Source organism: Alloalcanivorax xenomutans (assembly GCF_032810065.1).
Classification (GTDB): domain Bacteria; phylum Pseudomonadota; class Gammaproteobacteria; order Pseudomonadales; family Alcanivoracaceae; genus Alloalcanivorax; species Alloalcanivorax xenomutans.
Genome location: NZ_CP136538.1, coordinates 866,316 through 879,374, shown reverse-complemented (window position 1 = coordinate 879,374; position 13,059 = coordinate 866,316). Strand labels below are relative to the sequence as shown.

Annotated in this window: 12 protein-coding genes; 5 read left to right on the top strand and 7 right to left on the bottom strand. The window is 60.9% G+C overall.

Annotation, left to right across the window (positions count from 1 at the left end):
• Positions 1-23 precede the first annotated feature (23 nt).
• From paaK to paaX, 5 genes are all read right to left on the bottom strand, one after another.
• Positions 24-1,319 carry a phenylacetate--CoA ligase PaaK gene (gene paaK, locus RYH70_RS04155; protein WP_097057457.1) on the bottom strand — a complete coding sequence of 432 codons (1,296 nt, stop codon included), beginning with the start codon at positions 1,317-1,319 and terminating at the stop codon, positions 24-26.
• A 60-nt stretch (positions 1,320-1,379) separates the two neighbouring features.
• Positions 1,380-2,588: a 3-oxoadipyl-CoA thiolase gene (gene pcaF / locus RYH70_RS04150; RefSeq protein ID WP_026949473.1), complete on the bottom strand. Its 1,209-nt coding sequence runs from the start codon at positions 2,586-2,588 to the stop codon at positions 1,380-1,382.
• Positions 2,585-3,055: a hydroxyphenylacetyl-CoA thioesterase PaaI gene (paaI, locus tag RYH70_RS04145; protein WP_035451211.1), complete on the bottom strand. Its 471-nt coding sequence runs from the start codon at positions 3,053-3,055 to the stop codon at positions 2,585-2,587. The genes pcaF and paaI overlap by 4 nt, the downstream gene beginning before the upstream one ends.
• Before the next feature lie 26 nt (positions 3,056-3,081).
• Positions 3,082-3,873 (bottom strand): 2-(1,2-epoxy-1,2-dihydrophenyl)acetyl-CoA isomerase PaaG, encoded by a 792-nt coding sequence (gene paaG / locus RYH70_RS04140; RefSeq protein ID WP_316309633.1) that lies wholly within the window; start codon positions 3,871-3,873, stop codon positions 3,082-3,084.
• Positions 3,874-4,270: 397 nt separating this feature from the next.
• Positions 4,271-5,197, bottom strand: coding sequence for a phenylacetic acid degradation operon negative regulatory protein PaaX (gene paaX, locus RYH70_RS04135; RefSeq protein ID WP_082439235.1), 927 nt, complete (start codon positions 5,195-5,197; stop codon positions 4,271-4,273).
• 313 nt (positions 5,198-5,510) lie between these two features.
• Between paaX and RYH70_RS04130 the strand changes: the two genes are divergently transcribed.
• The 5 genes from RYH70_RS04130 to RYH70_RS04110 all read left to right on the top strand — a co-directional run bounded on the left by RYH70_RS04130 (position 5,511) and on the right by RYH70_RS04110 (position 10,155).
• On the top strand, positions 5,511-6,668 hold the full coding sequence (locus RYH70_RS04130) for an ABC transporter substrate-binding protein (protein WP_317009815.1): 1,158 nt from the start codon (positions 5,511-5,513) through the stop codon (positions 6,666-6,668).
• A 73-nt stretch (positions 6,669-6,741) separates the two neighbouring features.
• Positions 6,742-7,617: a branched-chain amino acid ABC transporter permease gene (locus RYH70_RS04125; RefSeq protein ID WP_055099762.1), complete on the top strand. Its 876-nt coding sequence runs from the start codon at positions 6,742-6,744 to the stop codon at positions 7,615-7,617.
• 17 nt (positions 7,618-7,634) lie between these two features.
• Positions 7,635-8,621 (top strand): branched-chain amino acid ABC transporter permease, encoded by a 987-nt coding sequence (locus RYH70_RS04120; RefSeq protein ID WP_317009814.1) that lies wholly within the window; start codon positions 7,635-7,637, stop codon positions 8,619-8,621.
• Positions 8,618-9,412, top strand: coding sequence for an ABC transporter ATP-binding protein (locus RYH70_RS04115; RefSeq protein ID WP_055099763.1), 795 nt, complete (start codon positions 8,618-8,620; stop codon positions 9,410-9,412). Before RYH70_RS04120 ends, RYH70_RS04115 begins: the two co-directional genes overlap by 4 nt.
• Positions 9,409-10,155 carry an ABC transporter ATP-binding protein gene (locus RYH70_RS04110; protein ID WP_055099764.1) on the top strand — a complete coding sequence of 249 codons (747 nt, stop codon included), beginning with the start codon at positions 9,409-9,411 and terminating at the stop codon, positions 10,153-10,155. The genes RYH70_RS04115 and RYH70_RS04110 overlap by 4 nt, the downstream gene beginning before the upstream one ends.
• Before the next feature lie 73 nt (positions 10,156-10,228).
• On the opposite strand, the gene lepB is transcribed toward RYH70_RS04110, so the two are convergent.
• Together lepB and RYH70_RS04100 are read right to left on the bottom strand one after the other, a co-directional pair.
• A complete protein-coding gene (lepB, locus tag RYH70_RS04105; protein WP_233917726.1) occupies positions 10,229-11,053 on the bottom strand; it encodes a signal peptidase I in 825 nt (274 codons plus the stop codon).
• A 68-nt stretch (positions 11,054-11,121) separates the two neighbouring features.
• A complete protein-coding gene (locus RYH70_RS04100) occupies positions 11,122-12,996 on the bottom strand; it encodes a WD40 repeat domain-containing protein (protein ID WP_317009813.1) in 1,875 nt (624 codons plus the stop codon).
• Positions 12,997-13,059 lie beyond the last annotated feature (63 nt).

Here is a 13,059-nt window from a genome sequence, read left to right as displayed (position 1 = left end):
AGCGCCCCTCCTCAGGTTCCCCCCTATTTCAGACGCCGATCAAACACATGCTTGGCCTTGCCTTCGGAACGCGCCAGCGAGCCGGTATCGGCCACCTCCACCTTGGTGCTGATACCGATGTGGGTTTTCACCCGCTGCTGCAGCGCCCTGGCCACATCCGCCGCTTCGGCGGAGGACTCCGGTTTGCGCTCGACCCGCACCGTCACACAGTCCAGATTACCGTCCTTCTCCACATGAATTTCATAGTGCGGAGCCAAATCCTCGATCTTGAGAATCTGCTCCTCCACCTGGGTGGGGAAAACATTCACGCCGCGGATAATCAGCATGTCGTCGCTGCGGCCGGTGATTTTATCGATGCGTCGCATGGGGCGGGCCTGGCCGGGCAGCAGCCGGGTCAGATCGCGGGTCCGGTAACGCACGATAGGCAGTGCTTCCTTGGTCAGGGAGGTGAAAACCAGTTCACCGTATTCGCCGTCCGGCACCACTTCTCCGGTTTCCGGATTGATGATTTCCGGATAGAAGTGGTCTTCCCAGATGGTCGGGCCGTCCTTGGTTTCGATGCATTCCATGCCAACGCCCGGCCCCATTACTTCGGACAAACCGTAGATGTCCAACGCACTGATACCGAGACGGCTTTCCAACTCCTCGCGCATGGTCTGGGTCCATGGCTCGGCGCCGAAGATACCCAGCCGCAAACTGGACTCGCGCGGGTTCATGCCTTGCCGTTCCATTTCGTCGGCGATGTTGAGCATGTAGGACGGTGTCACCATGATGATGTCCGGCTCGAAATCGCGGATCAGTTGCACTTGCTTCTCGGTCTGGCCGCCGGACATGGGAATCACTGTGCAGCCAAGGCGCTCGGCACCGTAATGGGCGCCCAGACCACCGGTGAAAAGGCCATAGCCGTAGGCCACGTGCACCTTGTCGCCGGCATGACCTCCGGCGGCACGGATGGAACGTGCCATCACATCCGCCCAGTTATTGATGTCGTTCTGAGTATAGGCCACCACCGTGGGCTTTCCGGTGGTACCGCTGGAGGCGTGCACCCGCACCACTTCCCGCATGGGCGTGGCGAGCATGCCGAACGGATAATTGTCGCGCAGATCCGATTTGGTGGTGAACGGGAAATGACGCAGGTCGTCCAACGATTTCAGATCGTAAGGATGAACACCGGCATCATCGAACGCCTTTCGATAGAACGGCACATTGTTATAGGCATGCGTGAGGCTCCAACGAAGACGCTCCACTTGCAGTTGCTTGAGCTCATCCACGCTGACCCGCTCCACCGGATCGAAACGATTCTCCAGGTTGAATGGCATGTTCATGCTCCGCCTCTCGTTATTCTGTCGTTGAGTCTGTCCGCGTTGCTTTCTGTTCGTTTAAAGCCGCTCGATCACCACGGCAATGCCCTGCCCCACGCCGATACACATGGTGCACAGCGCATAGCGCCCCTGACGCCGCTCCAGCTCGCACAAGGCGGTGGTGATGAGACGGGCGCCGCTCATGCCCAGCGGATGCCCCAGCGCGATGGCGCCGCCGTTGGGATTCACGTGTTCGGCGTCATCCGGCAGCCCCAGTTCCCGCAGCACCGCCAGGGACTGTGACGCGAACGCCTCGTTCAATTCGATGACATCCATATCGACCAGATTCAGGCCGGTCTGCGCCAGCACTTTCCGCGTCGCCGGCGCCGGACCGATACCCATGATGCGCGGCTCCACTCCGGCGGTGGCCATACCCACCACCCGGGCACGGGGTTTCAGGTTCCAACGGCGCGCCGCCACTTCATTGCCGAGCAACAGAGCGCAGGCGCCGTCGTTGACACCAGAGGCATTGCCGGCGGTGACCGTGCCGCCTTCCTTGCGGAACGGTGTTCCCAGCTTGGCCAGTGCTTCCGCCGTGGTATCCGGACGCGGATGCTCATCTTCGCTGACGATCAGTGGATCGGCTTTGCGGCGCGGCACGCTCACCGGCACGATCTCGGCGTCGAACACGCCGGCGGTCATGGCACGGCCAGTTCTCTGCTGGCTGCGCAGGGCAAAAGCGTCCTGATCCTCACGGCCAATTTTGAATTGCTCCGCCACGTTCTCGGCGGTTTCCGGCATCGAATCGACGCCGTACTGTTCTTTCATCAGCGTGTTGACGAAACGCCAGCCGATGGTGGTGTCGAATATTTCCGCCCTGCGGGAGAACGGCTGCTCCGCCTTGCCCATCACGAACGGCGCCCGGGACATGGACTCCACCCCGCCGGCCAGCATCAGACTCCCTTCACCACATCGCAGAGCGCGGGCGGCGGTACCCACCGCGTCCATCCCGGAACCGCAAAGACGGTTCAGCGTCACGCCCGGCACGCTTACCGGCAGACCGGCCAGCAACGCGCTCATTCGCGCCACATTGCGATTGTCCTCGCCGGCCTGATTGGCGCAGCCATAAAACACATCGTCCAGCTGCGACCAATCCAGATGCGGATGGCGCGCCATCAACGCCTTCATGGGCACCGCTCCGAGATCGTCGGCGCGCACCGTCGCCAAAGCGCCGCCGAAGCGCCCCACCGGGGTGCGCACGGCATCAAAAATCAGCGCTTCATTCATGCCTGGCTCTCCTCATCGTGAATCACCTGCCCGCGAACGCGGTAGGATTTGCCGCGAAACAAGGCCACTAACTGGCCGTCACCGCCGGTGACACGCACGTCGTAAACACCGGTTCGCCCTTTACGGGTCAGCTCCCGCGCCTCCGCGGTGAGCACATCACCCGGCAATCCCGGCGACACGTACTCAATGGAGCAACCGGAAGCCACGGTGGTTTCGTTATAGGTGTTACAGGCAAAGGCGAAGGCGGAATCCGCCAGGGCGAAAATAAAACCGCCATGACAGGAGCCGTGCCCCTGGATCATGTCATCACGCACCGGCATGCACAGTACGGCGCATCCCGGAGAAACCGTTTTCAGCGTCATGCCCAGTTCGCGGGTAGCGGTGTCCCGCTGGTACATGGACTCGGCACAACGGCGGGCCAAAGCAACACTGTCCAGCGCCGCGGCGGCGGTATTCGAATCGGCCATGCAAATCTCCAAACGGGAGGACAGCCTCAGCGGCCTTTGAATTGAGGTGCGCGCTTTTCCATGAACGCGGCGACGCCTTCGCGGTAATCCTCGGTACGGCCCGCTTCACGCTGCAGGTCCCGCTCCACGTCAAGCTGCGTATCCAGATCGTTGTCAAAGCTTTGGTTCAATGCCTGTTTGATCAAGGCAAGCCCCCGGGTCGGCTGAGTGGCCAGATGGCGAGCCAGGTCCGTGGCGGTGGAACGCAGCGCGTCGTCATCCACGCACTGCCAGATCAAACCCCAGGCGGCCGCCTGCTCGGCGCTCAGCTTGTCACCCAACATGGACAGCCCCTTTGCGCGGGCCATACCCACCAGGCGCGGCAGCTGCCAGGTGCCACCGGAGTCCGGAATCAGACCGATCTTGCAGAAGGCTTGAGTGAAGCTGGCGGAACGGGCGGCGATGACCAGATCGCAGGCCAGGGCGATATTGGCGCCGGCACCGGCGGCGACACCATTGACCGCGGCGATCACCGGCATCGGCAAACGCTGCAGGGTGCGAATCAGCGGGTTGTACCAGGTTTCAATGGAAGAGCCCAGGTCGGGCACTTCGGCGCCAGGCGCCACGCTTCGGTCGGACAGGTCCTGGCCAGCGCAAAAGCCACGGCCATTCCCGGTGATCAGCAGAGCCCGCACGGCTTGGTCCTGCTCCACCACGGACAGGGCTTCCCGCACTTCTTGATGCATCTGCTCATTAAAACTGTTCAGCCGTTCCGGTCGGTTCAGTGCCAGGGTGGCGACACCGCCTTCCAGATCAAACTCAATAGTGGCGAACTCCATAATCCGGTCCTGCCCTTTTCTTGGTATCGATGATCAGACCTGCCGGACCGTGATCCGCCGAGCAGTTCCGACGCCAAACTATGGTTGGAAAGCATAGCTCAGACATGACACAAGTCAACACGGCAAATCCATATTTATGTATCGAATTAGGAAGGTAAAACAAGAACAGGATCCGTAATAAGGAATTTTTTTCTTTTAATTTCAGAAGGATAAGCTCAGAATTCAGGTCACCCCCGTTGTGTTACCAAAATTCTCACAAGAAAACTCAATAAGGAATCAGGGAGGACTACGAAGCCGCTGTAGGAGCTTGCCTGCAAGCGAATGCCCAGGGCCCGAAAGGACAATTCGCTTGCAGACAAGCTCCTGCAGCGGCCTTGTGGCCAGCAGCGTTTTTCAGTCAATCCAGCCCGCCAAAACGCTGATAGAAACCATCCCCCGGCTCAGGCAACGGCCCCTCCGCGGTTTCCGTACGTTCGCTCATCCAGGATTCCGCGCCACGGTAAGTCAGGCGGTAGAGATTACGGCAAAGCTGGCGCGCGGCGCGGCCCTCCCAGTCCGAAGGCAGAAGCTCTTCCGGCAATAGCGGATCACGCAACAGCAGTTTGCGATATTCGTGAATCAATAACGTCCGCGCCAGAAAACATTCCATCGGCGGTGGCGTCTCCAGCTTGCTCATCTCCTGCCAGAGCGGACGAAACTGATCGAGAAATTCCCGGTACCCTTCCGAGAGCTGCTCCAGATTCCAGGCATCTTTCACCTGCAGGCGCAACGGCCGTGAAGCGAAACTGTCCTGGGCCCGGGTCTCGAAGATGATCGTATCGTCCAGCGCATTCTGTTCCTGGAGCGTCGCGTTCAGCTCGGCCCGGTCCACCATCGGGTGGGCCACCATGCCCGGCGTCAAACCGCCAAACCCCATCCATTCCAGTTCCTGGCGCACATCGCGGCGAGTGTCTGGATCCAATTGATTGAGGATGACCAGCGTCCAGGCGCCGTCCCAGGTCGGCTGCACACCGGAATACACGCGCTTGAAAGCCTTCTCGAAACGGCGGCGGCCGGCGGCGGTGAGTCCGTAATAGCTGCGGCGGCCTACTTTCTCCGCGATAAGCCAGCCCTCGCGGGTCAAACGGAACACCGAGGTACGCACCAGACGCTGATTGATGCCCATGGGTTCGAGCAGATCGATCAGGCTGCCCAGCCACACCGCGCCACCTCTGGGCACGATGGCGTCACCGAACAGAGTAATGATCAGGGAACCGGTACGCAGCGGCCGACGCTGCTGAAAACGTTCTATCAAGCGTTCCAATTGCTCACATTGCAAATCCACTGGGCGACCTTCCTATCTCCGAGCCCTTTCCGGGGCGTCCAAATCAGCGTGATACCGGCCTTTCCGGCGGCGCGACATGCTACCAAACCCTCCTGTCCGGAGACATAAAAGGCCAATGAATAGCACCATAAAACAGCCACTTGGGCCAATATAGCAACCTTTATGACACATTAAATTTGATCTTGACTTAAAATTCGTATCGCTTTATACCTGGAAAAACAAGGACGCTGATGGGACGTCCCGCGCCACCGGACTCCGGCCAGGCGCATAAAAACAAAAGCCCCTCCGGGGGCATACGCAGATAGGTGTGATAATGAAAACAATGCTGAAGAACCTGGCCGTGGGCGCCGTGGCGGCGCTGGGTCTGGCCTCCTTGTCCCCGGTCGCGAAGGCGGAAGACCCCATTCGCATCGGATCCTTCCTTTCCGTCACCGGCCCGGCCGCGTTTCTCGGCGACCCGGAACTGAAAACCCTGGAACTGTATGTACACCAGTTGAACGAAAACGGCGGCCTGCTGGGGCGTGAAGTCCAGCTGGTTCACTATGACGACTCCGGTGACGCCTCCAAAGCCCGTACCTTCGTCACCCGGCTGCTGCGGCAAGACAAAGTCGATCTCATCATCGGTGGCAGCACCACCGGCGCCACCATGGCGGCGGTGCCGGTGATCGAGCAAGCGCGGGTGCCATTCATCTCCCTGGCCGGCGCGGAAACCATCTCCACCCCGGTGAAGAAATGGGTGTTCAAGATGCCGCAATCCGATCGCCAGGCCGCCCGACGCGTACTCACCGACATGAAGGAACGCGGTCTCACCCGGATCGGTCTGATCTCCGGCACCGGCGGCTTCGGCGCCTCCGGACGTAACGTGACCCAGGAGGAAGCCAAGGCCATGGGGATCGAGGTGGTGGCCGACGAGACCTACAACCCGAAAGATACCGACGTCACCGCCCAGCTCACTCGCATCCGCAATACCGATGGCGTGCAGGCGGTACTCAACTTCGACTTTGGTCAGGGCCCGGCCATCGTCACCAAGAACTACAAGCAACTGGGCATTGAACTGCCCTTTTACCAATCCCACGGTGTCGCTTCCGACAGCTTCCTGAAACTGGCCGGCGATGCCGCCAATGGTCTGCGCCTGCCCGCCACCGCCCTGTTGGTGGCCGACACCATCCCCGACAGCGACCCCCAGCATGGCGTGGTCACCGGCTACAAAAAAGCCTATGAGGACCGTTACAACAGTTCGGTGTCGACCTTTGGCGGCTACGCTTACGACGGCTTCCAACTGGCGGTGCAAGCGATCAAGCAAGCCGGCTCCACCGATCCGGCGAAAGTGCGCGACGCTCTGGAAAGCATCCAGGGTTATGTCGGAGTCACCGGCACCTACAACCTCAGCGCCAAGGACCACATGGGGCTGTCCTATGATTCCTTCCGCATCCTGGAAGTGAAGGACGGCCACTGGACGCTGGTGGAGTAATCCACTCTCCGGGCGCCATGGACGGCATCCCGAACGCTTGCTCTCACCGCCCTCTTTCCAGGCAGGACCGAACATGTTCAGCGAGTTTTTTCAATTCACGTTCTCGGGGATCACCCTGGGCGCCATTTATGCCTTGGTGGCGCTGGGTTTCACCCTGATCTACAACGCCAGCCATGTGATCAATTTCGCCCAGGGCGAATTCCTGATGATCGGTGGTATGGGCACGGTGGTGCTGGTGGGAGCCGGCCTGCCGTTGCCGGCGGCCATGGTGGGCGCTTTGGTGCTGGCCACGGTGGCGGGCATTTTACTGCACCGCCTGGCCATCGCTCCAGCGCGGGACGCCGACGTGGTGACGTTGATCATCATCACCATCGGCGCGTCCATCTTCCTGCGGGGCCTGGCCCAGTTTTTCTGGGGCAAGGAGTATCATGCGCTGCCCCGCTTCAGTGCCACCGAATCGCTTTCCATTGGCGGCGCTACTCTGCTGACGCAAAGCCTGTGGATCCTGGGTATCGCCGTGGTGCTGGTGGTGGCATTGGCGGTGTTCTTCAGCCGCAGCAAACTGGGCAAGGCGATTCTCGCCACCTCCATGAACAAGGACGCCGCACGGCTCGCCGGCATCAAGACCCAGGTCATCCTGGGGGTCGCCTTCGGTATTTCCGCACTGCTCGGCGCCGCCGCGGGCCTGATCGTTACCCCGATCACTTTCACCGCCTATGACGTCGGCATCATGCTGGGTCTGAAAGGCTTCGTCGCCGCCGCCATAGGCGGTTTGGGCAGCAGCACCGGCGCGGTGGTCGGCGGTCTGTTATTGGGCCTGAGCGAAGCCTACACCGCCGGTTATATCTCATCTGATTACAAGGACGCGGTGCCGTTCGTGATCATCCTCGCCATTTTGTTTTTCCTCCCCAACGGCTTGTTTGGCAGCCGGGCCGCGGAGCGAGTGTGATGAAGAGAGCGGACACGATGAAGCAAAACATTCTGATGTCCCCATACGGGGGGCTGCTATTGCTGACGCTGATCCTGGCACTGATGCCACTGGCGGTCAGTAACGATTTTCACTATGACCTGCTGACCAAGATCTGTCTCACCGCCACCGTGGCGGTGGGATTGAATCTGCTGGTGGGTTACGCCGGACAGGTCAGCCTTGGCCATGCCGCGTTTTACGGCGCCGGCGCCTACGCCAGCGCCATTCTCACCAGCCAGTACAATCTGAGCCCGATGGTGGCCCTGCTCAGCGCCGCCGCCGGCGTCGGCGTACTGGCCTGGCTGGTGGGACGGCCGATCCTGCACCTGAAAGGTCACTACCTTTCCATGGCCACCCTGGGCCTGGGCCTGATCGCCGCCATCGTACTCAACAATGAAGAGCAGCTCACCGGTGGTCCGGACGGCATCGGCCTGCCACCGCTATCCCTGTTCGGTCACGAACTGAGCGTGTTCGGCGAGTATCAGTTCGCCGGCCTGACGTTCACCGGCGTGGAATTGTGGTATCTGCTCGCCGCGGTGGTCTTGGTGGTGGCGGTACTGTTGGCGTTGAACATCATCGACTCACCGCTCGGCCGGGCACTGCGCGCGCTGCACGGTTCGGAAATCGCTGCTCAGGTGGCCGGCGTGGACACCGCCAAATACAAGTTGCGGGTGTTCGTCATTTCCGCCGTCTACGCCAGCATCGCCGGCAGCCTGTATGGCCATTACAGCGGCTTCATCACCCCTACCGTGGCCTCTTTCGAACACTCCATTGAACTGATCACCATTGTCGTGCTTGGCGGAATGGCTTCCACTTTCGGTGTCATCATTGGCGCCGCGATCCTGGTGCTCATCCCCCAGTTTCTCACCGACTTCCAGGAGCTGGAGATGGTGGTGTTCGGCGCCATTCTTATGGCGGTGATGATTTTTCTGCCCCGGGGTCTGCTGCCCAGCGTGCTCCAAAGATTGCAGCGAGGTGCCCAATGAGCGCTCTGCTTTCCGTTACCAATCTGAGCAAGGAATTCGGCGGCGTGCACGCCATCGAGGATCTCTCCTTCGAGGTGCGGCGTGGCCATGTGCACTCAATCATCGGTCCCAATGGTGCTGGCAAAACCACGCTGTTTAATCTGGTGACCGGCCTGTACCAGCCCAGCGCCGGCACGGTTACCCTGGGGGGCCGCGACATCACTGGCCGGGCGCCCCACAAGCTGTGCGAAATGGGCATGGCGCGGACGTTTCAGAATCTGCAGATCTGCATGAACATGAGCGCCCTGGAAAACGTCATGCTCGGCCGCCATCGCCATCTCGGTAGCGGCGCCCTGGCCGCCATGCTCAAACTGCCGGGACTGAGAAAGGCGGACCGGCACTGTCGCGAACACTGCCGGGAACTGATGACCTTCGTGGGTTGTGGTGATTATCTGGATCACGCGGCTTCCGCCATGCCCTACGGCGCGCTCAAACGCCTCGAAATCGCCCGAGCCCTGGCGGCGGAGCCCGACATTCTGCTGCTGGATGAACCCGCCGCCGGTCTCAACGCCACCGAAACCGAGGCCTTGAAATCGGTGATTCAGAAGATCGCCGGTAAAGGCATCACCGTGGTGCTGGTGGAGCACGATATGAAACTGGTGATGAACGTATCCGACCATCTTTTGGTGATCAGCTACGGCCGCAAACTGGCGGAAGGCACTCCGGACCAGATTCGAGAGCACCCCGAAGTCATCGCGGCCTATCTCGGCGGGGGAACTCGCGAACGTCAGGCACAAGAGGTTCCGGCATGACCAGCGCCGCCCCCTTCACTCCCCGCCCCGAACCGACGCCATTGCTGTCGATCAACAACATTACCAGCGCCTACGGTCGCATCGAGGTGCTTCACGAGCTGGCATTGACCATCGCCCCGGGAGAAACCGTGGCCTTGGTGGGCGCCAACGGCGCCGGCAAGAGCACCCTGCTGCGGGTGATCTCCGGCCTGCAACCCGCCAGTGGCGAGATCCGCTTCGACGGCAGCGATTTGTCGCGCGGTGACGCCGCCGATCGCGTTCGTCGCGGCATCGTTCAAGTACCGGAGGGGCGCCAGGTGTTCTCCGGGCTGTCGGTGGAAGACAACTTGATGCTCGGTGCCTATACCCGGAACGACAAAGCCGCTATCGCCGAGGACCTGGAAAAACAATATCAACGCTTCCCCATCCTCAAGGACAAGCGGCGTCAAACCGCCGGCACGCTGTCCGGAGGCCAACAGCAAATGTTGGCCATGGGCCGCGCCCTGATGGGACGGCCACGGCTGTTGCTGCTGGACGAACCGAGCATGGGCCTGGCGCCGCTGATCATTGAGCAGATCTTCGATATCGTGCGCGAGTTGAAAGCGGAGGGCATTACCCAGTTCGTGGTCGAACAGAACGCCGCCGAAGCGCTGGCGGTGGCCGACCGCGGTTATGTACTGGAAACCGGGCGCATCGTCGCCAGCGGAGAAGGCACCGCGCTGCTGGATAACGACAGCGTCAAGGCCGCCTATTTGGGCGGGTAAGTGATTTGAGCGGATGGTTTTTCGAGCAGGCGCCGTGCTGAAGGCGCGGCGTTTCTTTTTTGCTCGCCCCTGATCACCAGCTCAACACGATTTTGCCAACCATGTTCGCGGCGGGAATCATGCCGAGGTAACGGCTGTCACGGCTGTTGTCGCGGTTATCGCCCATGACGAAGAAGTGCCCTTCCGGAATAACATAATCGAATCGGCGCCCCGGCCCATCCGTCATCAAATACTGAACCGAATAGCTCTGGCCACCGAGTGTTTCGTCGGCGAGTCCCTCTTCGTCCCGAAAGACCGTAAGTACCCGCCCACCATTGATGATCAATTGCTTGTTCGCGTACTGAACATGATCCCCCGGTAAACCGATCACCCGCATTACGAACAGCTGCCCAGCCATTTCCAGCGGCCGGAACACGAACAACTCTCCCCGGCGTGGCGGCGTGCGTTCAGCCACTTCGGTTTCGTGCAGAGTCAGACCGAAAGCACCATAGACGCCGTACCCCCAGCGCTGCATCACCGCGTAACCGCCCGGCTGCAACGTCGGCGCCATGGAGGAAGACGGAATCCGGAACAGGTCGAACAGAAATGCTCTCGTTATGAAGACAACCAGAACGAAGGCCAGCGGCAAGCTGAGCGTACCCCACCAGGTGTTGAACCAGCGTCGCCGGCCATCGAAACGAACGCGCCGCGCAAGGATAAAAGCCTGCACCGCGGCGGCGGCGGACACCAGTAGGCCAAGACCAGAGGGGGCCCCTCGGCCCGCCAGCGTCAGATCCGCCCAACCGGCCGCCAGCATCGCCAGCAAATACACCGGTACCCACCGCCAGCGCGACAGATAAACAAACGCCAACGGCGGCACCAATACGCCAATCACGGCGGCAAACCAGCGGTTCGGCATGATTCTTCCTTTATCAAAAGTGCCCTGAAAATACGGCAGCCTGCCATTGAGGGAGGGCCGACCAGCAATCACCGCTGCCGGGGTAAACGCCAGTGCAAGACGGTGGACATTGTCAGCGCATAGAGATCACGGCCCTGCGGGGAGAATGCCAGCGCCAACACGGATACGCCGGACGGTACCTTGAGCGCCACCGGTGTGCGCCCTGTACGCGCTTCGTGAAGCTGCACCTGGTTGGCCACCGCCATGGCCAGCCAATGCCCATCCGGCGACGCCGCGGCAGCCCTGATCTGGTCCCTTCCATCAAGCACCGCGGAATACAGATACTCCCCTTTTTCCGTATCGAAGACATGCATGCCCGCCACTCGCTCACGCTCCGGTGCTGGACGCAACTGGAACCCGCTGGTCACCCATTGGCCCTGGGAAGACCCGACCGCCGTCCAGGATGAGAGATGATGACGCAAATCCGGATTTGGTGGCGCCCCTTCAATCGGGAAAACGCCATAGCGCTGCGGCGCCTGAATCACTTTTCGTACCCGGCCATTGGCGGGGTTCAGCTCCGCCACCCCGTAGAGATCCTCCACCCACAAGGCATCGCCAGCCCAACGCACCGGTCGCAGCGGCTGCGAAAATAAAGCCGCGCGCGGCACTTCGACAGCGTTGTAATGCCAGCGCCCGCCTTCTTCACGCTGATACCGATAAATCCGGTCCACCCGATAGCTGTACAAGCGAGGACGCCCCTGAGCATCCAGTTGCCAGCGTGGAACGTTGCCCGGGCCGGGCAGACTTGACGGCGTTGCCAAAGTCACCGCCTGCGGCGCTTTCTCATTTCCGCGATAGCGAAATAATGTCCCGTCGCCCCCGTTCAGCGGGCGCCCCCAGAACCACAACGTATCGGCGCTCTCGTCCAGCAGTATCGAGTCCGCCCCGTCCAGCCCCTGCCACAAGACCGATAGCGAAGCCTCTTCCGGTTGCAGTCGCCAAACCTCGGCAATCCACTGGCGCTCACCATCGACCTGAGCCGGCCGCTCGACGCCGATGGCCAGACTGCCATCGGACATCACCTGCAACGTTCGAGGGTCCAATGGATCGTCACTGGTCAGGGTGTAAATTTCGGGGATCACTTCACTATCGGCTTTTCCGGCCTGTTGAAGTCGTGGCGCGGGAGGCTCTGGTGGTGCCTTCACCGGCGCTTGCCAACGCGCCGGATCCTCATTGATTTGCCAGTCGCTATCAGGAAGATGTTCTTCCAGTGCGCTCATTACCGCCTGAAACAGCTCTGCGGGCACCAGTGACTGAGAGAGCGTGGTGGGCACACCATCCGCCACCAGAATCTTTCGGTGCGCCGGATTGGGAAAGGATTGGCGACGATGGATGTCGATTACCGTCGCCGGTGAGCCCAACAGCGGCTCGGCATCAAATACCGTCACCGTTTGCTTCACATGATATTGCTTGCGCCACCCTTGCACCCATTCACGGGATGATTCCGCTCGCGAATACAAGGACTTCATCCGGGGCAGGGAAAGCAGTCTCTTCGGCGAAATATCCAAGCGTGCCAGGGCCTGGTTTCGGCGCCAGTCCCGCTCTTCCGGCATCAAAGCCCCTTCACGCACCGCCGCGTCCAGATCCGGTTCAGAGCCACTGTGCGCCAGTATGTCCCGCCACTGAGGATGCCGGGATAACATCACTCGCCGCCAAGGCTCATCCAGCGTGAGCAAGGGCAATGGTGTTTCCACCAAGGTGACTTTACCCGCCAGCGCCGCGGACACCACCGGCCGAACCTGTTCATAAGAGGCCCTTACCAGAAGATAAGCACGTTCCGCCCCCATCGCGTGTTGGTCCCCCAGCACTACCACCGGAATACGTAATGCATCGGGCGTATGACGGTGCAGGCCGTCTTCAACTATCCGCCAGTCGCTCCCCTCGGATTCCGGAAACGCTTTCATGGCTTCCTCCCCTTGGGCAAGCGATGTCAACAAGACCACCATCAAGGCCACAGCCGGGTTTAC

Excerpts from the sequence above, each read along its gene's own strand:
- RYH70_RS04115 (WP_055099763.1), top strand. The coding sequence starts at position 8,618 with ATGAGCGCTCTGCTTTCCGTTACCAATCTGAGCAAGGAATTCGGCGGC.
- paaG (WP_316309633.1), bottom strand. The coding sequence starts at position 3,873 with ATGGAGTTCGCCACTATTGAGTTTGATCTGGAAGGCGGTGTCGCCACC.
- RYH70_RS04130 (WP_317009815.1), top strand. The coding sequence starts at position 5,511 with ATGAAAACAATGCTGAAGAACCTGGCCGTGGGCGCCGTGGCGGCGCTG.
- paaK (WP_097057457.1), bottom strand. The coding sequence starts at position 1,319 with ATGCCATTCAACCTGGAGAATCGTTTCGATCCGGTGGAGCGGGTCAGC.
- RYH70_RS04125 (WP_055099762.1), top strand. The coding sequence starts at position 6,742 with ATGTTCAGCGAGTTTTTTCAATTCACGTTCTCGGGGATCACCCTGGGC.
- RYH70_RS04120 (WP_317009814.1), top strand. The coding sequence starts at position 7,635 with ATGAAGCAAAACATTCTGATGTCCCCATACGGGGGGCTGCTATTGCTG.
- RYH70_RS04110 (WP_055099764.1), top strand. The coding sequence starts at position 9,409 with ATGACCAGCGCCGCCCCCTTCACTCCCCGCCCCGAACCGACGCCATTG.
- paaI (WP_035451211.1), bottom strand. The coding sequence starts at position 3,055 with ATGGCCGATTCGAATACCGCCGCCGCGGCGCTGGACAGTGTTGCTTTG.
- pcaF (WP_026949473.1), bottom strand. The coding sequence starts at position 2,588 with ATGAATGAAGCGCTGATTTTTGATGCCGTGCGCACCCCGGTGGGGCGC.
- RYH70_RS04100 (WP_317009813.1), bottom strand. The coding sequence starts at position 12,996 with ATGAAAGCGTTTCCGGAATCCGAGGGGAGCGACTGGCGGATAGTTGAA.
- lepB (WP_233917726.1), bottom strand. The coding sequence starts at position 11,053 with ATGCCGAACCGCTGGTTTGCCGCCGTGATTGGCGTATTGGTGCCGCCG.